This is a genomic window from Kangiella sp., from assembly GCF_014762745.1.
In the GTDB taxonomy this organism is placed as follows: domain Bacteria; phylum Pseudomonadota; class Gammaproteobacteria; order Enterobacterales; family Kangiellaceae; genus Kangiella.
In genome coordinates this window covers 1-18,994 of record NZ_JABURJ010000037.1, presented here as the reverse complement: position 1 = coordinate 18,994, position 18,994 = coordinate 1, and the positions used below count along the sequence as shown (strand labels likewise).

General features: G+C 43.2%; 17 protein-coding genes. 11 read left to right on the top strand and 6 right to left on the bottom strand.

Going from position 1 to position 18,994, the window contains the following annotated elements:
- Positions 1-307 precede the first annotated feature (307 nt).
- Both HUJ19_RS02350 and HUJ19_RS02345 read right to left on the bottom strand, forming a co-directional pair.
- Entirely contained in the window at positions 308-1,168 is an 861-nt protein-coding gene (locus HUJ19_RS02350; protein WP_290622019.1) for an integrase core domain-containing protein, read from the bottom strand.
- A 140-nt stretch (positions 1,169-1,308) separates the two neighbouring features.
- Complete coding sequence (locus HUJ19_RS02345; RefSeq protein WP_290622017.1) at positions 1,309-1,845, bottom strand: hypothetical protein; 537 nt, start codon at positions 1,843-1,845, stop codon at positions 1,309-1,311.
- A 194-nt stretch (positions 1,846-2,039) separates the two neighbouring features.
- On the opposite strand from HUJ19_RS02345, the gene HUJ19_RS02340 reads away from it, so the two are divergent.
- A complete protein-coding gene (locus tag HUJ19_RS02340) occupies positions 2,040-2,960 on the top strand; it encodes a hypothetical protein (RefSeq protein WP_290622015.1) in 921 nt (306 codons plus the stop codon).
- A 13-nt stretch (positions 2,961-2,973) separates the two neighbouring features.
- Here HUJ19_RS02340 and HUJ19_RS02335 read toward each other — a convergent pair whose 3' ends face one another.
- On the bottom strand, positions 2,974-3,729 hold the full coding sequence (locus HUJ19_RS02335) for an SDR family NAD(P)-dependent oxidoreductase (protein WP_290622013.1): 756 nt from the start codon (positions 3,727-3,729) through the stop codon (positions 2,974-2,976).
- 61 nt (positions 3,730-3,790) lie between these two features.
- Here HUJ19_RS02335 and HUJ19_RS02330 point away from each other — a divergent pair, with 61 nt between their 5' ends.
- The 4 genes from HUJ19_RS02330 (at position 3,791) to HUJ19_RS02315 (ending at position 8,078) form a co-directional block, all read left to right on the top strand.
- Positions 3,791-4,294: a GNAT family N-acetyltransferase gene (locus HUJ19_RS02330; protein WP_290622011.1), complete on the top strand. Its 504-nt coding sequence runs from the start codon at positions 3,791-3,793 to the stop codon at positions 4,292-4,294.
- Between the two features lie 64 nt (positions 4,295-4,358).
- Complete coding sequence (locus HUJ19_RS02325; protein WP_290622009.1) at positions 4,359-4,655, top strand: DUF6694 family lipoprotein; 297 nt, start codon at positions 4,359-4,361, stop codon at positions 4,653-4,655.
- 172 nt (positions 4,656-4,827) lie between these two features.
- Positions 4,828-6,957: a TonB-dependent receptor gene (locus HUJ19_RS02320; protein WP_290622007.1), complete on the top strand. Its 2,130-nt coding sequence runs from the start codon at positions 4,828-4,830 to the stop codon at positions 6,955-6,957.
- A 74-nt stretch (positions 6,958-7,031) separates the two neighbouring features.
- Positions 7,032-8,078 carry a PepSY domain-containing protein gene (locus HUJ19_RS02315; protein ID WP_290622005.1) on the top strand — a complete coding sequence of 349 codons (1,047 nt, stop codon included), beginning with the start codon at positions 7,032-7,034 and terminating at the stop codon, positions 8,076-8,078.
- A 378-nt stretch (positions 8,079-8,456) separates the two neighbouring features.
- On the opposite strand, the gene HUJ19_RS02310 is transcribed toward HUJ19_RS02315, so the two are convergent.
- A complete protein-coding gene (locus HUJ19_RS02310; protein WP_290622004.1) occupies positions 8,457-9,026 on the bottom strand; it encodes an alkylphosphonate utilization protein in 570 nt (189 codons plus the stop codon).
- An 83-nt stretch (positions 9,027-9,109) separates the two neighbouring features.
- Positions 9,110-9,643 (bottom strand): hypothetical protein, encoded by a 534-nt coding sequence (locus HUJ19_RS02305; RefSeq protein ID WP_290622003.1) that lies wholly within the window; start codon positions 9,641-9,643, stop codon positions 9,110-9,112.
- Between the two features lie 237 nt (positions 9,644-9,880).
- Here HUJ19_RS02305 and HUJ19_RS02300 point away from each other — a divergent pair, with 237 nt between their 5' ends.
- Complete coding sequence (locus HUJ19_RS02300) at positions 9,881-10,300, top strand: hypothetical protein (protein ID WP_290622002.1); 420 nt, start codon at positions 9,881-9,883, stop codon at positions 10,298-10,300.
- 211 nt (positions 10,301-10,511) lie between these two features.
- Positions 10,512-11,033, top strand: coding sequence for a hypothetical protein (locus HUJ19_RS02295; RefSeq protein WP_290622001.1), 522 nt, complete (start codon positions 10,512-10,514; stop codon positions 11,031-11,033).
- Positions 11,034-11,036: 3 nt separating this feature from the next.
- Here HUJ19_RS02295 and HUJ19_RS02290 read toward each other — a convergent pair whose 3' ends face one another.
- Complete coding sequence (locus tag HUJ19_RS02290) at positions 11,037-12,545, bottom strand: tetratricopeptide repeat protein (RefSeq protein WP_290622000.1); 1,509 nt, start codon at positions 12,543-12,545, stop codon at positions 11,037-11,039.
- Between the two features lie 549 nt (positions 12,546-13,094).
- Here HUJ19_RS02290 and HUJ19_RS02285 point away from each other — a divergent pair.
- The 4 genes from HUJ19_RS02285 to HUJ19_RS02270 all read left to right on the top strand — a co-directional run bounded on the left by HUJ19_RS02285 (position 13,095) and on the right by HUJ19_RS02270 (position 18,910).
- Positions 13,095-15,299 (top strand): M3 family metallopeptidase, encoded by a 2,205-nt coding sequence (locus tag HUJ19_RS02285; protein WP_367273953.1) that lies wholly within the window; start codon positions 13,095-13,097, stop codon positions 15,297-15,299.
- Between the two features lie 659 nt (positions 15,300-15,958).
- On the top strand, positions 15,959-17,164 hold the full coding sequence (locus tag HUJ19_RS02280) for a GNAT family N-acetyltransferase (protein WP_290621998.1): 1,206 nt from the start codon (positions 15,959-15,961) through the stop codon (positions 17,162-17,164).
- A 60-nt stretch (positions 17,165-17,224) separates the two neighbouring features.
- Positions 17,225-17,908, top strand: coding sequence for a DUF502 domain-containing protein (locus HUJ19_RS02275; RefSeq protein ID WP_290621997.1), 684 nt, complete (start codon positions 17,225-17,227; stop codon positions 17,906-17,908).
- Between the two features lie 6 nt (positions 17,909-17,914).
- Positions 17,915-18,910 (top strand): serine/threonine protein kinase, encoded by a 996-nt coding sequence (locus HUJ19_RS02270; RefSeq protein ID WP_290621995.1) that lies wholly within the window; start codon positions 17,915-17,917, stop codon positions 18,908-18,910.
- Positions 18,911-18,994 lie beyond the last annotated feature (84 nt).

Here is an 18,994-nt window from a genome sequence, read left to right as displayed (position 1 = left end):
TCTTGGTGCATAATAACACCTCTAATTAGGTGGCCAAATTTAGTTTGCCACTACAGGATGGCATGGTGTGGTTCTGTGGTGTCCTGTCCGTATGTCCGTTAGATTTTTGATGTGATATTTCAAGGTTGATTTGGTTAAGAAATAGTCAAATCAACCTTGTTTTTTTGCTTGCTCTTAAAAGATTGTTATCAGTTCTTCACTTTTAAATATTGTTTTTCTCAATGTTCAGCCTGCTTCTGAATTTTTAGCACGGAGTCTCGACCGAACTTGCGGACGGTGAGTGTTATTGAATATTGAGGCGTATTATTTATTGTCGATATTGCTTCCTTACCTGTTTCCAATACATTTCTTCCGGTGTTTCACCATTGAGAGATTGGTGTGGACGAATGACGTTATACCACTGCTGGAAGTTGTAACAGAGTATTGGTAATTCATCTGGTTTGATCGGCAGCCCATTAAGTGTTGATTTAAACGTACCGAACAGCCGCTCAATACGACCATTCATCCAAGGGCAGTGCTTCTCTATGGTTTGGTGTTTGATGCCAGTCAACTTTAGAAATAGCTTGATGAGCTTGGAGTTAAAGCAGACTTCGTTATCGGTCCTGATAATGCTGGGTTTTTTGGAATAACAAAGCAGCCTGACAAGTTGCTTAATGATATTCAATGACGACTTAGAGCTAAGCGGTATTAACCCTAGAAGCTTTCGAGAATGATGTTCAATTACACCAAGTACAGGCATGTTGTCCACAAAGGTAATATCCATCCCCCAGTAACGATTAAAAGCAACTTGATACGGTGATCTGCTCTTAATCTGTTTTCTTAACACGTTAATGTCATATAGATGATTGCGAATGGTGTAGCTGACAAAGGTTTTACCTACGGTTTCGCCTTTGTTTGCAAAGCGCCGATTAAAAATATCAGCGATAGTACGGCAACTGGTTTGAGGTAAATGTGCTTTGAGACGTATGACCTCCCTAATCACCCAGTAGGGTTTCTTTTGGTTTCTATGATTTTTAATGGCCTTTAGATACTCTGGATTGTTAGATTGATATCTAGAATATTGCTTATTTGATGCTTTTAACCAATGTTGGACTAGCAGAAAAATTAAAACGAAAAGTAACATTGTGGCGGAAGATAAATAAAAGCCGGCGATGGTAGCACGTTTCATAGTAAGATTTATAAAAAAAGCTCCCGATGAGGGAGCTAAAAGCGATATAAGATTGTTGGGTTAGGAGGGATCTTATATCTAGGGTAAGAACCTTTCCTCAAAGGTTATGACTAATCCATCAGGTTAACCTATATCGTTTTTTAATGAGTGGTTTGCATGAAATCGAAAGGAATGACAGTGTCAATTTCATCACTCAGTAACGTCAATTGTGGATGGTTCTGGTGAACGGATCGCACAATTGTTTCTAAATCATTTTCTTTAATATCAATCAGCAATAGATATTTACCTTCATCGACTAAGTTGTAATATTTTCGTAGCTTGTAGTTTTTACTTTCAAGACCTAACAGGCCGCCCAACCAGGTTCCGAAGCCACCCAGTAAGATGGTGGTGGAAACAAACCCAAAGGTGCTGTAAAGGCCATCAAGAGCCTGCATATTGTATAAAGTGGTGGCGACTATTAGGCCAATGACTGTGCCGACCATAAACCCTTTAAAGCTGCCATTGAGTACATTGGTCTTGTACCAGAAATTTGCTGTGTTAAGTCCACGGCGTAGGACCTTGCCTTGTTTTTTGGCGATAACATGAAGATCGCTATCAGAAATACCGTGCGCCTTTAAATCCTGGTAAGTGGCTTGTACATATTTGAGTTTGTCAGACTCATACAATAAACGACTCATAATGAAACTCCTGTAACACGAATTTAAAACTAAGCTATCAGGCGATGTGTGAAGAAAGCGTTAATGCACGTGATTACAGATATTTAATTATTGATGGATTCTTATGATGGATTACAATGCATTGTCTACTTAAAATGACAATTCTTAATTAGAGTGAATAAAAACTAAATGTTTTCGATTGGGGGGAGACAGTTATGGAGTGGGATCTAACAAAAAAGGGCAATAATGATACAGCTCAAAATAGTCATGATATCGGGCCTGAACTTGAAGAGTGCAGAATAAAAATTAGAAGAGGCTTCTGGACGACGGTTTTATTAACGCTCGTTGCGCTAGGAATGACAATCTATGCAAATCAATCAGGAGGCATTGTTGCTATTATTGAATCTGATTTATTTTATGATGTTGTTGCTTTTATTATTCTTTCTATAGGAATGTATCATAAGAGCCGTGTTAGCGCCGTATTGGTTTTAAGTTACTATATCATCGCTCGGATAATACACTTCATGCAGACTGGTAAAGTTGCTGGCATCTTGATGGTTGTAATCATTACTGTTTTGCTTGCGCAGGCGACATTAGCTACTTTTAAATACCATCGACTCAAAAAAGAACTTAACCCTGAATACAAGGCTACCAGCAAGTTAACCTGGTGGTTGGCAACACCGATTAATGTGACTCTGGCTGTTTTACTCTTTTTCGTTGTTTTGTCTGAATTTGGGATATGGGCTCCGGCATCATTGGTTAAAGAGGACTCGCTTTCCGCTTCACATGTTAACACTCTTTTGGAAAACGACATCCTAAACGAGGGGGAGCGTGTCGAGCTGTTTTTTTCAGAAGGATTAACCTCGATCTTGACTGGTGGAAATATCGTAACCGATTCGCGAGTAATCAGTTACGAAACGATGGATGATAATTTGTATGTTTATTCTGCTCCCTTTACAGAAATATCATTCGTAGGAATAGAACAGAAAGGTAGCAATCTCTACTATAGTCAAATCTATGTGGAAACTTATGATGGGCAAGGCTTCTATCTTTTGGCACCTCACGAACAGAAAGAAGATGAGCAATTTGTGAAAGCTATTAGAGAGAAGGCAAAGCTTGCACAAGTCGAATCGTGATCACTCATTGGCTTCACCATTCGATGGTGGAGCCATCCCAGGCATAAAACTTGCCGTTATCTTCTATAAATAGATTGTCGATAATCTGAAACATTTTTTGTACCGAATATTCTGCTGAAAATAGCTTTTCGGGCTTGACGTTTTGCTGGAATGGCTTTGAAAGGTTGGTATCTGTTGTTCCTGGGTGCAGTGCTATCACAGCGGTATTTTTATTTCGACGCGCTACTTCGATCGACAATGTTTTAATAATCTGGTTCAGTGCTGCTTTGCTTGCTCTGTAGCTGTACCAGCCACCTAGTTGATTATCACTAATGCTGCCCACTCTTGCGGAGAGGGCGGCTAGAATTGCAGGTTGTGCATCGAATTTGTTTAACAGGGTTATAAAGTGTTTGGCGATGAGTGCGGTAGAAGCAGTATTAATCTGGAACACTTTATTGAAGTTGTCGAGATTGAAATCTTCTATCTTTTTTTCGGGCTCTAGTCCATTTGAGTCATGAAGTATGCCTGTAGCATTAACTATCAGATCAACGTGACCGTATTGATTTATAATCTGGTTTGCCAGTTGCTTGAGATGTTTTTCATTTAGCACATCCATTTTGACTGTCTGCAAGCCATTGTCCATCGTCTTTATGTCAGGCAATGGAGTGTCATCGACTATATCAGCCGACGGTCTTGAACAGGCATAAACAACAGCATGTCGTTTCAGGGCTTGTTTAACAAACTCCTGTCCGATGCCGCCGCTTGCGCCAAATACAATTGCGATACTCATAGTGCTATTATTAGCTTAAGCTGTGAACAATAAGTGAAGACAAATAGGAAGAAGGCTCTGTATGCAATCAATATTAATTACTAAAGCAAATGAGAGTGACTTAACCGCAATTGCTAACCTGGCGGATATTATCTGGCGCGAACATTACACTCCAATCATCGGCCCTGAGCAGGTAGAGTACATGCTGGGTAAGTTTCAGTCAGCATCAGCCATGTCGCAACAGCTTTTGGAAGGCGTAGACTATTACTCTTTATGGCTCGATGACCTTTTGATTGGCTATCTTTCTTTTTACACCAAAGGGGATGCCTTATTTCTGAGTAAGATTTATGTTCTGTCGCAATTACGAGGGCAGGGCATTGGTCAACAGGCCGTGGACTTTGTCAAACAGCAGGCGCAATCTAAGGGGCTTGATCGAATACAGCTAACGGTTAACAAGTACAACACAGGCAGTATTACCGCTTATGAACGGATGGGTTTTAAGAAGACCGAAGAGGTTGTAATGGATATTGGTGGAGGTTTTGTTATGGATGATTATGTGATGGAATTTTTTCTAAATGACTCCTAATTATCATTAGAAGCCTGGTTTATTTTCAAGTAAGATGGGGACTGCTTAATAAGAGGGAAGCACTATGACAATTTTAATCCGTTCGATATTTGTACTATTTTTAGCCTTAGGTTTAGCAGCTTGCAGCAGTGAACCTACTTTTGATGCAACCAATGATCAAACCATGGAAGCTTCTATGCAGGAAATGACGAAAGACATGACCGAAGAAGAAAAAATGGAATTAGGCCAGGCGGTTATGAGTATCGCAATGCAGGTTGGGTTCAGCTCTATGGGCGATGAAGAAAAAATTGAGAAAGAACTTAAAGACAAGCTGCATGGTAAGACTGCTAAAGAAATCATTGAACAGGCTAATGGCAAATAAGTTGTTGGCTTTATCATTTTAAGAAAACCGGCGTTTGCCGGTTTTTTTATGTCTTGGGTTTTATAAGCTTTTACTAATCTATTGATTATTCTCATGATTAATGCAAAAAAGACTTGATCTGCAAATAGGAATTGTTATCATTTGCATCCTCATTCTTAAGGGTTGCAAAATAATGAAACAATCAGTCATTTCTATTGCTGTTCTAGCAGCATTATCTAGCATAGCTTTATCGGGAAAAGTGTACGCAGCAGAAGCGGGTGCTTCTGAACTGTCAACCAGCAAGGATGATGCTGAAGTATTAACCATCATGGCCACTCGTGCGCCTTTACCGGCAAGTTCAGTGCCTGCCACCATTACTGTTATTGATGGTGAAGAAATCCGTTTACAGCTGTCGGTAGCCAATTCGTTGTCGGACATTCTGGGCAATTTAGTACCTTCATTTAGTCCATCGCGCCAAAAACTGACCAGTTCAGGTGAAACCTTACGTGGCCGTAAGCCTTTGTATCTTATCGACGGTGTACCTCAATCCAATCCTTTAAGAGACGGTGCCAGAGCCGCGAATACGATAGACCCGCTAATGATTGAAAGGGTGGAAATCATCCACGGTGCCAGCGCCATTCAGGGCATGGGTGCAAGCGGCGGTATCATTAATATTGTCACTAAATCAGCCAGCGGCACTTCGCAGGAAGTTAACGCCGGATTCTCTACACAGCCGACCGATGTTTCAGATAGCCTGAGCTACCATGCTGGGTATCTTTGGAGTCACGGTGAAGACGATTATGAAATCATGTTGGGCGCACACTTGCGTGAATCTGGGTTGTATTTTGATGGTGAAGGTAACGCTATTGGTGTGGATACCACACAGGGCGACACCATGGACTCATCCAGCCAGGACTTTTTCGGAAAGTTCGTTTACCGCTTGAATGATGAGCAGGAAATTCGACTCATGCTCAATCATTATCAGCTGGCTTCAAATGGTGACTATATTACGGTCACAGGCGATCGTGCTGCGGGTATTCCAGCAATTTCAGAACGCGGTTTATTGGAAGGTGATCCTGCTGAGAATGAAATCACGACAGCCAGTTTTGAGTTAAGAGATTCCGATTTTCTTGGCGGCTCATTGAACTGGCAGCTTTTCTCGCAGGACTTTTCAGCGCTTTATGGCGGTGGCACCTTTGCGACATTCCAGGATCCCGCATACGGAACGGACATCTTTGACCAGTCACGCAACGATTCAAATAAGCTGGGATCACGTGTGACATTGAACTGGCAACAAGTTGGCGATATACCTGTTGATATGACTGCGGGTGTCGACTTCCTTGAAGATACGACTTTCCAGGAGTTGGCTCAGACGGGTCGTAAATGGGTGCCAGAAACCAGTTTTGAAAACTGGGCTCCTTATGTGCAAGCCCGTTATATGAACAATGGTCTGACTTTGAGTGCAGGCTTGCGTTATGAATACGGTAATTTGAAGGTGGATGACTTTACCACTTTATATTCTTACAACAGCACTTTTGTTGAAGGCGGTGACCCATCATTTAATGAGCTGTTGACTAACTTTGGTGCGGTTTATAACTTTAATGATCAATGGCGTGGATTCGTCAGTATTTCTGAAGCTTTCAGTATGCCTGATGTGGGTCGTGTATTACGTGCAATCGATCAGCCTGACCAGGATGTTGATGATTTCCTGAACCTACAGCCAGTTATTACTGATAACCATGAAGTCGGTGTTGAATACCATGGTGACAACCTGAATGCTTCATTGAGTTACTTTGAATCGAACTCAGATCTGGGGGCTCGTCTATCGCCAAATGTTGATGGCATTTATATTGTTAATCGTGAGAAAACTGAGATTTCAGGCTTTGAGCTTGATACCAATTATGCGCTGAATAACGATGCCACTATTGGCCTGATGTATGCCGATACTGACGGTGATTTTGACAGTGATGAAGATGGTCGTGTGGATACTCCGCTAGGCGGTAGTAACATGACGCCACGTCGCCTGAATCTGTATTGGACTCAGTATTGGAATGGCGACATCAATACTCGTTTACAGTGGAATAAACTGTTTGATCGCAATATTTATTCTGGCACTCAAGCCATTAACAACTTTGATGGTTACGACACTTTAGATTTCACCATGAACATTGCAACAAACAATGCCGGTGACTTTACTATTGGTCTGGAAAACCTGCTGGATGAGTATTACTTTACTTACTACGCGCAGACCGCTGGCAACGATGCCCGTAATTTCACAGGTCGCGGCCGTACGGTCAGTGTGAATTGGCGCTTTCAGTGGTAAGTGACACAATGATGGTTTACACAGAAAGTCTCGATTCGCTAATCCCGATCGATAATCCCTAGTCGATAACTATTATGCGATTTAGACGAATCATTACCATTCTGCACAAATGGCTGGGCCTTGCGCTCAGCCTTTGGCTTTTATTGATTGCTGTAACTGGGAGCCTGTTACTTTTTAAAACCGAACTATTGCAACTTACCTATCCGCAACTGAATTTACCTGAGACTCCTTCTCAAAAACAGGCTGCACAGATTTTTGATCAGCATCCAGCCAACTATGGTTTTCTGCCTTCTGAATATCATCCATGGGTAGAGACAGTCGATGATCAAGGCTCTCATCATTATTACTCCGCCGAAGGCGAGTTGCTTTTGTCGCGTCCGGCAATGTCCGACTGGATTGATTGGATGGTGGAGTTTCATCACCATCTTTTTTTGCATGACTTAGGCAAGGAGCTGCAGGGCATTTTTGGTATTGGCTGTCTATTATTGATTTTCTCCGGCCTTATCAAGTGGTGGCCGCGAAAACGGTGGAGTAAGAAAGACTTCTCAATTCGATTATCAAAGCCAAGCGAGAAGCAGTGGGGCCAGACCTTGTGGCAATCCCACAGAACGTTTGGCGTGATATTGTTTGTACCAATTTTGATCGCCGTCGCTACCGGTACTGCCATGATGTACAGCACGGTAGTGGGTTCTGCGTTAAAAACACTATTCCCACAGGAAGGAGAAGTTCGTCCAGTAGTTGAGGTTCCAACAGTTAAAAGTGCCAGCTGGCAGGAGCGGTTTGCTGTAGCTGAAGTCATAATGCCAGAAGCGCGACCTAAATTGATTTCTTGGGCCTCAAACAGTATGCGAATGACCCAGCCTGAAGAGTGGCACAAAAATGGCCGAACACGCATAGCATTTGATCCGCAAACCCACCAGATTACCGAGTGGACCAATATTCGTGAACAAACCCTGGGCTATCGACTGGCACAAAAAGTTTATCCACTGCATATTGCCAATATTGGTGGAAACACCTATCTAACACTGATTTTCCTGAGCGGATTGGCTTTGATTATGTTATCGGCAACTGGTGTCTGGTTTTGGGTGTGGTGCAGGCAAAAGCGTAGGGTTAGGAATTAAGAAGTGTTGAGTAGAGAAGAGGTGGCTTCTGTAGAGAGAATAAGAAAATGATCTTGGCAAGCATTCATAATTAAAATTATATTTTTAGTTGGATGTGAGCACCCAGGGCCCCTTATATTGAGCTAAGTCACGTACAAAATATAGCAATCAAAATCTTGGACGATTTTGATAAGAATTTTCAGCACAGGGATGTGATGTAAATTCTGGTGCGTTATGTATTTTGGGAGTGGCGCGGGAAGTCACGCGGAGCGTGGCCTCAATATCGGGGTGTCGTTTCTTTTGGTTCTTTTTCTTTGGACAAGCAAAGAAAAGGAGCTCGCCGAGGGGCGAAATCTCCGTTTGATTAGTGTTTGAAGTACAACAAATAACGATAAATAGTTACGACTTCTTTACGTAGGCGGCAATGATGACGATTCGTTGTCCGTTGACGCGTCCTTCTATATGTAATGGATTGTCGCTTAATGAAATGCCGCGTACTGCGGTGCCGCGTTTGGCTGTGAAGCCGCCGCCTTTGACGTCGAGATCTTTGATCAGTACAACGTTGTCGCCTGCCTGAAGTGGGGTACCGTTACTGTCGAGGGTGGGTTCGCGTGAATCATCGGCTAGTGCCATTTCTGCCCATTCTCGGTTTTCTTCATCCATGTACATCATATCGAGTTGATCCTGAGCCCAGGTTTCACCCATGCCGGCCAGTTTCTTGAGCATTCTCCAGGATACTACTTGAACAGCCGGAACCTGACTCCACATGGAGTCATTGAGGCATCGCCAATGATTAACGTCAATTGATTGAGGGTCTTCGAGTTGGCTAGAGCAAGTGGAGCAAACTAGCACGCATTTGTCGGAGTTGGCTTCTGCGGGTGGGACTTCGTAAACCGAAAGGTTATCGGTTGAGCCGCAAAGTTCACACTGGTGATTAGCGCGCTCGGAAAGGGTATTAAGAATGCTCATGGCAAGGCTCCCTGAAAAAGGCGCCATTATGCCTCTTTCAGGGCTGAAATAAAACGAACGAATGTATAGTGCCTACTTTGTAGTTAGTGCATCCGCTCCATGATGTTCAGCGGAATGGTTGTTTCAACTTCATCGCTCACCAGCTTCAGGCTTGGGTGGTAGTTAAGGACACTCTTTACGTGTTTTGCTTCTGACAGACTCAAGTCAACCAACAATAGGTATTCACCCTCATCAACGAAGTGATAAAAGTCTTTTAATGCGTGGTTCTTAGACTGCAGGCCGATAAAGCCGCCCAACCAGACACCAAAGCCTGTAAAAACCACCAGGGTGAAGAGTATTCCTAAAAAGCCATAGTAGCCACTGAAAACATCAAAGGCCGCAAAAAACAGGCTGGCAAGAATACCGGCAGCCAGACCATAACGAACACCCTGACTCCAACCATTGAGAATATCGGTTTTATACCAGCTGTTAGCGGCGTTCAGACCGCGTCGAAGGAGTTGGCCATCCTTTTTAGCGATGACGTGTAGGTGACCATCTTCAACACCTGCATCACGAAGATCCTTATAGGTGTTTTCAATTTCTGCGAGATTGTCGCAGCGATAGAGTAAGCGTGACATGATAAACCTCCTTATCTAGTCCTACTTCGATTCTAGTATATCATTTCTTTGTATGGAAAATGTACAGCTGTGCTCGTTATTACAACTTTTCCCAGATCTGGTCTAATTTACCCTTTTTTACCCGCCTGGTTCCTGTTTTGCCTTGTGTTTCAAGTGCATTTAAATGGCTCTATTGATTAGATAAATAGGTCGATGACATTTTCTTGTTAATTTATAAACACAATAGAGGATAGTTTTATGAAGAATTTGATTTTAGGTGCCACGCTAACTGTTGGTTTTATCGCAAGTAGCCACGCGTTCGTTCCGGGTGGGACGGATAATATGCCATGGAAAGCATCAGCTGATGTGGCTAATAATGTATCAGCCCATACCAGTATTGTTGTGACGGCCGCGACTTATACAGAATGTGCGCAGCAATTTCAAAATGCCATGGACAGTCATGCTTACTATCACGGTGATATTTTCGAAAATATCAAATACTGTACATATAAGCCGTTTAATTATGCAGTTGGTGGCTTGGTTGAGCTGGAGCTGGAAAGAGAACTTAAAGAACTTGAAGAAGCTCATAACATCAAAGACTACACATCTAAAAGAGATGCTTTAATTGAGGAGTACAATAAAAGTAACCCTGAGCTGCCACCAGCACCGAGAAAGTAAGACTTTAATATCCAGAAGGAGCCGAATGGGTTGCTCCTTCTGGTCATACATTCCGGATAATGCAAATCAAGGATTGGTTGGTAACCATTTGATTCTAAAGCTATTTACCCAAGTTTACCCGTCATATTTGTAGCCATTCATGCTATTTGCAGATAGAGTGTTTCGGTCTAAAAAAATACTTTCCATAAAATGACTGGAGTCAAAGTACACTATGAATAAATTTTGCATTGTTGTAACGGGTCTGACTTTGCTGTCAGCCTCCTCATCGTTAAAAGCGCATGAGTTACCAACGGATTCTTTGAATACTCAAACTAATGTTGCTGTGGCTGTAAGTTTCAACTTTAGTGAGGCACAGCTTAATCATCAGTATACGAACTACGCCCAGTTCTTTGATTACAAAGCCTGGTTAGTACATAAAAAAGGTGCCGAGTTAGAAGAAAGCTGTGAAGTACAAAGCCAGAAATTGGCACAACAGAAAACCTGCGGACAGGTTGATCACTTTTACCAAGCTGCATTAATTGGAACCAACACCTGTAACGCTTATGCTTCATTGCATGCAAGTCAGTATCCACAAGGTTTAATTCCCCGTTTTACTGCACCAGCGAGTTTTGTTGATAATCTCCAGGCAGCTAACGGGCATCATGAAAACTATGATTTTACTCAAGGCCTAAGTTTTGACTGTGTCTATGAGCTGCGCGAGTTAGAGCCAGTTGAAGTCAGCAGAACCCTATAGGCTTTAAGTCGTTTCCATCGACCGGGCTTTGATAAGTGACATGACTTGTTCAAGTTTGTCCTCTAGCAAAGCTCGGTCAGCCTGCGATAGGTGACACTCCGCTAAAACGTAGTGGCTGGTCTTTACCACATTTCGCCAGCGGGGATTTTGCGGTATTTTCTGAATATTGAGGTATTTATCCAGCGAACGAGTTCTTAACCTGCCTTCATCGATAGAAACCCGCCAAATTCTGCTTTTTTCGGCTAGCTCTATGCGGTCTGATTGAGTCACTTTTTCCCACAAGTTAACCGTTTCTACCAGTAGCTCTACCAGACTTTGTCGAAAATCTTCATCACTGCAGTTTTGGTTATCCCTTTGAATGTCTTTATCACTTGTGGCTTCAGATTCAAGCAGCAGCAACTTTTCCTTGTGTGATTTAATGGATGCCAGTAGTGCCTGTTTATCTTTTCGTTTGCGATAGATCAGGAATATCAACAAAAAGCTGAGGGCAAGAAGAATGATAAGTGAGCCAAGGATGATATTGGACAATGACCGAATCTTATTGTCCTGCTTTTCTCTGGTAAGCTGTTCTGAGATCAATTGGCGCTCAAGACGTTCTTTGGCAATTTGTTGATTGATTAACTGAAGGTCTGTTTGGTACTGAGCCTGTAATTCCTGTTCCTTGTATTGATAATGCTGGTTTAAATGTTTAAAAGCCTGTTGATACTGCCCCTGTTGCTCATAAATAGTGTAGAACAACTGATGGATATCGCTAAGTACCTGCGGTTTGTTTGCTGACTGGGAATGGCTGAGGGCCTTATTTGTCTGTTGTAATGCTTGCTCAAGGTCGCCCTCTAAATAGCTGATATAGGCGTCAATGTAGGCTATTTCATCGAGGTAATTTGAATTAAGGCCAGCAAACTTGCGTGATTCATTAATAAACTGACGTGCGTCAGAGCTTTGTTCTTGTTTGATATGAACGAGAGCGAGATTTTTGAGCGCCCTGACTTTTTCATTGGTTGAAAGCTTGGTGGAGAAGGTCTCAATAATTTTATTGATATATTGGCTTTGCTTGTCATTGTTGCCATTGAGTGCGTAAATCACGGCAAGATCTTCGTAAAGATGCGAAATGTTTGAGAAAACCCTGACATCGAAATTGTCGGTCCGTGTGTAGTTTAAAAAGGTATCCAGCGCCTGTTCATAATATTCGATGGCTTGTTCGATATTACCCAAATCTTTGTTCAGCAACCCAAGGTTGTTAAGCGTTGTGCCAATATAGTAAAGATTGCCGATTTGTTCTTTATACTTAAGACTCTCCTTGTAATAGAGCAGGGCGTTTTTATAGTCGAGCAGCTTAAAGTGAATCAGCCCAAGATCATTGCTGCTTTTAGCTAGCCATTCTGTATCACCTTCATGCTGAGCAATCTTATAACCTTGCTCAAGATAACTTTTTGCCTGTTCGTAATTTGTCTGATGTAAAAACTTATGACCCACCAGGCGGTTCCAGCGGTATTGAATTATAGTATTGCTCAAATACCAGTCACTTTGTTTGACCTTGGCTAAATAATAGTTAGTGTCAGCATAGAGACCCTGCTGCGAGTAAAGATCAGCTATTTCAAGCCAAAGTTGTGTGTTGGTCTGAATGTTTTTATCTGTGGGATTTTCTAGAAGAGAAAGACAAAGCTCCAGGGCTTCGGCATGGGGGCGAGAAGTAATGGCTTGTTGGCATTGTTTGACTGATCCAGAGTTTGTGGCGAGACAGTTAGCGCAAAAGCCACATAGCAGCAAAAAGACCCCAATTCGCATAGTGTTGTATTTATTTGGCTGATGATCGCAAAGCATAGCATATCAATAGCTTAACTGAGTATTAACAGAATGTAGCCGTTCGACCTCCGGGATGAAATAAAGTGTGCTCATGGCTCATTGTGTTGAGTTTTGTTACATATTAGCTGGTAACGCGCCTTGCCTATTTGGGCTGGAGTCCGTATAAAAAGACGTTTGTGTTGATTTTTGGGAGCTCAACGTGATGCTGGGTAACCACTGGGGAAATCAAAGTAAGGCAATAAACCTAAGGTAATTATGATGAAGAAACTATCTATTGCGGCAGCTGTTATGTCTGCGCTTATCGCAGCGGGCTGTTCTAATGGCGACTCTGAGCAAAAGGCTCCGGTCGAATCGGAAAAGGCGCAGGCGGTTCAGGCTGCTGATGACGCACAGGTTGCTGATAATGATGCTGATGCAACAGCAGCAAATCCATTTTTTGAAGAGTGGGATACGCCTTACGGCATGCCACCTTTTGATCAAATTAAAGATGAACACTTCAAGCCGGCATTTAAGAAAGCGATTGAGGAAGTTCGTGCTGAAGTCGACGCTATTGCCAATAACCCGGAAGAACCTACTTTCGAGAATACTATCGAGGCGATGGAGTATAACGGCAAGCTATTGAATAAGGTCAGCAGTGTTTTCTATAACCTGACTTCAGCTCATACCAATCCTACATTGCAAGCGATTTCAAAAGAAATTGGTCCTGAGCTTTCTTCGCTACGCGATGACGTTAATTTGAACGAGAACCTGTTCAAGCGTATTTCTGCGCTTTACGCGAAGAAGGATGAGCTTGGTTTGCGCGCCGATCAGATGCGTTTACTTGAAGACAACTATAAGTCATTCGTGCGCGGTGGTGCTGAGCTAAATGAACAGCAGAAGCAGAAGTTGCGTGAGTTGAACAAGCGCATGACTGAGCTTTCTTTGCAGTTTGCTGAGAATGTTCTGGCTGAAACCAATAACTGGGAGTTAGTCCTTGAAAGTGAAGAGGACTTGGCTGGTTTGCCGCAGTGGTTTATTGACGCTTCGGCTAAAACAGCTGAAGAACGCGGCCATGAAGGTAAATGGGTTATCACAACTCACCGTCCAAGTAAGGATCCTTTCCTGATCAATTCAACCCGTCGTGACCTGCGCGAAAAAGTCTATTATGGTTATACGCATCGTGGCGATAATGGCAATGAGTATGACAACAAGAAGATTGCCATAGAGTTAGCTGCGTTAAGAGCTGAAAAGGCGGAGCTGATGGGCTACGACTCACATGCCGATTTTGTTCTTGAGGAGCGTACTGCTAAAAATGCTGCAAACGTTAGCGAGCTGTTGGATCAAGTGTGGCCAGCGGCAATCAAGCAGGCGAAAGCTGAAGTGGCAGCGATGCAGGAAATGATTAACGAAGAGGGTGGTGATTTTACTTTTGCAGCTCACGACTGGCGCCATTATGCAGAGAAAATCCGTAAAGCCAAGTACTCTTTGAACGAAGAAGAAGTTAAACCTTATTTCTCACTGGAAAGCACTCTGGAAGGTGTTTTTTACACCGCGAATCGTCTATTCGGCATGAACTTCAAAGAGCGTTTCGACCTGCCTAAATATCATGAGGACGTTCGTACTTTTGAAGTTACTGACGAGAAAGGTGAGCTGATCGGCATTTATCTGGCCGACTTCTATGTGCGTGACAGCAAGCGTGGCGGTGCCTGGATGAACTCGTACCGTAAGCAGTTTGTTACTGAAAATGGTGAATATGTTAAGCCGATTATCGTCAATGTGCTGAACTTCCCGCGTCCAGTAGGTGATGAGCCAACATTATTAACCTTCGATCAGGCAAGCACCTTATTCCATGAGTTTGGTCATGCAACTCATGGTTTGCTATCTGACGGTGTTTATCCATCGCAAACAGGTACTTCTGTGCCTCGTGACTTTGTTGAGTTCCCATCGCAGGTTCTTGAGAACTGGATGTTGGAGCCGGAGGTATTGGCTCAATTCGCCAAGCATTATAAAACTGGCGAAGTTATTCCACAGGATATGATTGATAAAATTCAGGCTGCAGCTCAGTTTAATCAAGGCTTTGCGACTACTGAGTACATGGCGGCGACCTTGTTGGATCTGGCCTGGCATACTCAGGAAGTTGGCGATGAAGTCAAAGATGCAGATGCGTTTGAAAAAACGGTTCTTAATGAGGTTGGTCTGATTCCTGAGATTGCTCCTCGATACCGTACGACTTACTTCTCACATATCTTCTCTGGCGGCTATTCAGCAGGTTACTACAGCTATATCTGGTCTGAAATCTTTGCTGCTGATGCATATCAGGCGTTCCGTGAAAACGGCATCTTCGATAAAGAGACTGCTGATAAATTCAAAGAATATATTCTTTCAAAAGGTGGTTCAGAAGACCCGCTGGAGTTGTATAAGAAATTCCGTGGTAAAGAGGCAGATCCTCAGTATCTGTTAAAAAGCCGTGGTTTGATTGACTAAATAGATTAGCTAATCATATAACGCTAAAACAGCTGCCTTCGGGCGGCTGTTTTTGTTTTAAAGGCTAGTACTTGTCACTCTAAGACAGACTTATTCCACAATTTAAAATCAATGGGTTAAGAGCCAAGTTCTTAATCTGTATCAGCACTACCAGTCTCTCTTCAGATTTGATTTGATGTTTTTCATAAGGATTAGAGTAACTTAGGCGAAATGTAAATTTTTGTTACATTCAGCATTTTGCATATTTGACTTTTAACATAAATATAACTAATGCTTTGCCCTAAAAAATATCCAATGAAATTGTCTTAAAATTGTCACATAACAGGCGTAGAATTAACCCCGTAACAAAGACATAGCGTTATTTACTCAAGGAGATAGACATGAACGAGATTACTGAAGGTGCATTAGAGATTGTAATTGCGGCCATCATTGTTTCAGTGCTAGCCATTGCATTACTATAAATTATTAAAATCAGCAGAGTTTATATAAAATTCTGATGATTTGCTCAAACGAACACCCCTATAGATTGTTTTGATTTGATTTACCCAAAATCTTACCCCCCATTTTAGCCCACTTTGCTTTTGAGTGGGCTTTTTTTTGTTTAAGGTTTCGTGATAGCTTTGACTAAATTGCGATTAACCCACTAAGACTGAGTCACCTTGCCCCAAGATCCCAAGCACGACAACTCCGAGATCCTCAGCCCAGTCACTGATGGGCTGGTGATTAAGCTCATAGAGTCAGTAGCGGATATTGCTGAATCTGAATGGTCCAGGCTGGGGTTTCAGCCAAAGCAGACAAACCCATTCATTGACCCTCGTTTCTTATCCGCTTTGGAGTCCAGCGGCTCAATCACTGCGGATAAGGGCTGGAAACCATTGCATCTTACCGTTTATGAGCAGGAGCAGCTGGTTGCTTTTATGCCGCTTTACCTGAAAGGGCACTCCTTCGGCGAGTTTGTCTTTGACTGGGCATGGGCTAACGCCTATCAACGACATGGTCTGGAGTATTATCCCAAAGCCTTGACTGCATCACCGCTATCGCCGATTACAGGTCCAAGATTGCTACACAGAAAGCTTGAGTTAACCAAGCTACTAGCGATCGTCAAAGCAGTGTGCGAATGGCTGGAGCAGAATCATATCAGTTCCTGGCATATCAACTTTCCGGACTCAGACGGGCGTCGGCTATTTGAGCAAACAGACTTATTACCCCGCCGAGACATTCAGTTTCACTGGGTGAATCAGGACTACGCCGCTTTTGATGATTTTCTATCGAATCTGAAAGCCAAAAAGCGCAAGAACATTACAAGAGAACGGCGCCAGGTTGAAAGCCGTGGCTGGACTTTTGAGTGGTTGTCCGGAGCTGAAGCTACAGAGCAAGACTGGCAGTTGTTTTACGAGATGTACAAGAAGACTTTTGCTGATAAAGGCAACTGGTCGCAGCTGACGCCTGAGTTTTTCCCTATGTTGGCCAAAAGCATGGGCGAGCAGGTGTTGTTGCTGTTCGCCAAGAAGGATGGTCAGCGATTGGCTGGTGCCTATTTTATTCGTTCAGCAACCCATCTCTATGGGCGTTATTGGGGAGCTTTGGTGGATGAAGAGTTTCTTCATTTCGAAACTTGTTACTATCAGGGCATTGAGTACGCCATCGCTCATGGACTTGAAGTGTTTGAACCTGGCGCTCAGGGCGAACATAAACTGGCGCGAGGATTTGATCCGGTATTGACCTACTCTTATCACTATGTCCTTGACCCTGCCTTTCGTGAGGCCATAGGTAAGGCGCTACGATATGAAGTTAAAGAAATTGATCAGCTGCTGACCTACTATCAGCAGCACTCTGCCTACAAAGCAACCTCAACAGATTCATAGTCGCTAAGCATTAAGTATGCTATTGTTTTTGCATGTTTTGTCCAAAGGAATAACATTTACATGAAAATTGGTGGCATGAAAAATATCAGTACGATTTTCCTGCAAGGTTTGATTGCAATTCTACCTATATTACTGACGATTGCCCTGGTTGGCTGGTTGTTGAGCACCTTGGAAACTTATCTGCGTGAAGTCTTGTTACTTATCATCCCAGATGACGTTTATTGGCCTGGATTGGGTTTAATTTTAGGCCTGCTGCTTATTTTCGGCTTAGGCCTATTGATTAAGTTTTATCTGGGGCAGGTTATTCTTTCAGGCCTCAATAAACTGATGGAGCGTATTCCACTGGTTAACACCATTTACAGTGCTTTTAATGATGTGATGCGCTTCCTATCACCGGACAAAGAAGAAGACCTGCGTCAGGCGGTGTTGTGTGAAGTTAAGGAAGGTGTTGAGGTGATTGGCTTTATTACCGCCAGTAATGTGAGTCTGGGTGAGCGTGATGACCTGGTTGCCGTCTATGTACCCATGAGCTATCAGATTGGTGGGTTCACCTTTTTCCTGCCGAAGTCAAAATGCAAGGATCTGGATATGTCCCCTAGCGAGGCCATGAAGAAAGTTCTGACCGCGTCTATGGGTACTGATAAGAATGTTGTCACCCCAGATAAGGTTGATGAGAAGAAGAATAACGATGATGAAAAAAATAATGATAAAAATGAAACAGATGAAAAAGATAACAAGGATTAGTTTTATATGAGCGATGACCCGCAAGCGCATCCGTTCGATAAGCTAACGCCGGACTTTATTCTCGACGCGATTGAAACGCTCGGATTTTATAGCGACGGAAGAATTTTAACGCTTAATAGTTACGAGAACCGCGTCTATCAGATCGGTATAGAAGAACAGCAGCCCGTCATCGCAAAATTCTACCGCCCTGAGCGCTGGACCCAGGAGCAAATCCTTGAAGAGCATGAATTTACCACTGAGCTGCACGAAGCTGAGCTGCCGGTGGTTGCGCCTTTATCTTTGCACAGTAAAACCCTGTTTGAGTACGAGGGCTTTTATTATGCGCTGTACCCACGCAAGGGCGGCCACGCACCTGAACTGGATGATCTCGACAGCTTATTCACACTAGGGCGCTTTATTGGCCGTATTCATGCGGTGGGTGAAACAAAGCCCTATCAGTACCGGCCAAGCCTGACGGTTGATACTTTTGGCCAGCAAAGTTTTGAGTACCTGATGGAGCATGCGGTGCCGCGTGAATATCATCTGCCTTATCGAACACTGGCTGAAGATATTCTTAAAGAGGTACGTAAACAATGGCAGGCGGCAGGGGAGATGGACTATATTCGAACCCATGGTGATTGCCATATCGGTAATATATTGTGGCGCGATGACAATCCGCATTTTGTGGATTTTGATGATTCACGCATGGCGCCCGCGGTGCAGGATCTTTGGATGCTGCTATCCGGTGAGCGACCGCAGAAGCTCGCGCAAATCTCGGAAATTATTGAAGGCTATGAAGAGTTTCAGACATTTCCGGTAAAACAGCTTAAACTGATTGAGCCATTGCGCACCTTGCGGATGTTCTATCATAGCGCCTGGCTGGCCAAGCGCTGGTCTGATCCGGCTTTTCAGCAGGCTTTTCCATGGTTTGATTCGATTCGCTATTGGGAAGAGCAGATTCTCGACCTGCGCAGCCAGTTTGCCGAGTTGCAGGAGCCTGCGTTAGAGTTGTTAAATGTTTGATGACCGTTATCAGTCGCTCAATATGACTGTGCGCTGGTTTAGGGTAAGTTCAGTTTTCATCTGCTAGGGTAGGGCAATGAATAA

What these genes read in the sequence shown, in the direction of transcription:
- HUJ19_RS02270 (WP_290621995.1), top strand. Translation starts at nt 17,915, where the DNA reads ATGAGCGATGACCCGCAAGCGCATCCGTTCGATAAGCTAACGCCGGAC.
- HUJ19_RS02305 (WP_290622003.1), bottom strand. Translation starts at nt 9,643, where the DNA reads ATGTCACGCTTACTCTATCGCTGCGACAATCTCGCAGAAATTGAAAAC.
- HUJ19_RS02340 (WP_290622015.1), top strand. Translation starts at nt 2,040, where the DNA reads ATGGAGTGGGATCTAACAAAAAAGGGCAATAATGATACAGCTCAAAAT.
- HUJ19_RS02295 (WP_290622001.1), top strand. Translation starts at nt 10,512, where the DNA reads ATGAATAAATTTTGCATTGTTGTAACGGGTCTGACTTTGCTGTCAGCC.
- HUJ19_RS02315 (WP_290622005.1), top strand. Translation starts at nt 7,032, where the DNA reads ATGCGATTTAGACGAATCATTACCATTCTGCACAAATGGCTGGGCCTT.
- HUJ19_RS02335 (WP_290622013.1), bottom strand. Translation starts at nt 3,729, where the DNA reads ATGAGTATCGCAATTGTATTTGGCGCAAGCGGCGGCATCGGACAGGAG.
- HUJ19_RS02320 (WP_290622007.1), top strand. Translation starts at nt 4,828, where the DNA reads ATGAAACAATCAGTCATTTCTATTGCTGTTCTAGCAGCATTATCTAGC.
- HUJ19_RS02300 (WP_290622002.1), top strand. Translation starts at nt 9,881, where the DNA reads ATGAAGAATTTGATTTTAGGTGCCACGCTAACTGTTGGTTTTATCGCA.
- HUJ19_RS02310 (WP_290622004.1), bottom strand. Translation starts at nt 9,026, where the DNA reads ATGAGCATTCTTAATACCCTTTCCGAGCGCGCTAATCACCAGTGTGAA.
- HUJ19_RS02330 (WP_290622011.1), top strand. Translation starts at nt 3,791, where the DNA reads ATGCAATCAATATTAATTACTAAAGCAAATGAGAGTGACTTAACCGCA.
- HUJ19_RS02325 (WP_290622009.1), top strand. Translation starts at nt 4,359, where the DNA reads ATGACAATTTTAATCCGTTCGATATTTGTACTATTTTTAGCCTTAGGT.
- HUJ19_RS02345 (WP_290622017.1), bottom strand. Translation starts at nt 1,845, where the DNA reads ATGAGTCGTTTATTGTATGAGTCTGACAAACTCAAATATGTACAAGCC.
- HUJ19_RS02350 (WP_290622019.1), bottom strand. Translation starts at nt 1,168, where the DNA reads ATGAAACGTGCTACCATCGCCGGCTTTTATTTATCTTCCGCCACAATG.
- HUJ19_RS02275 (WP_290621997.1), top strand. Translation starts at nt 17,225, where the DNA reads ATGAAAATTGGTGGCATGAAAAATATCAGTACGATTTTCCTGCAAGGT.
- HUJ19_RS02285 (WP_367273953.1), top strand. Translation starts at nt 13,095, where the DNA reads ATGAAGAAACTATCTATTGCGGCAGCTGTTATGTCTGCGCTTATCGCA.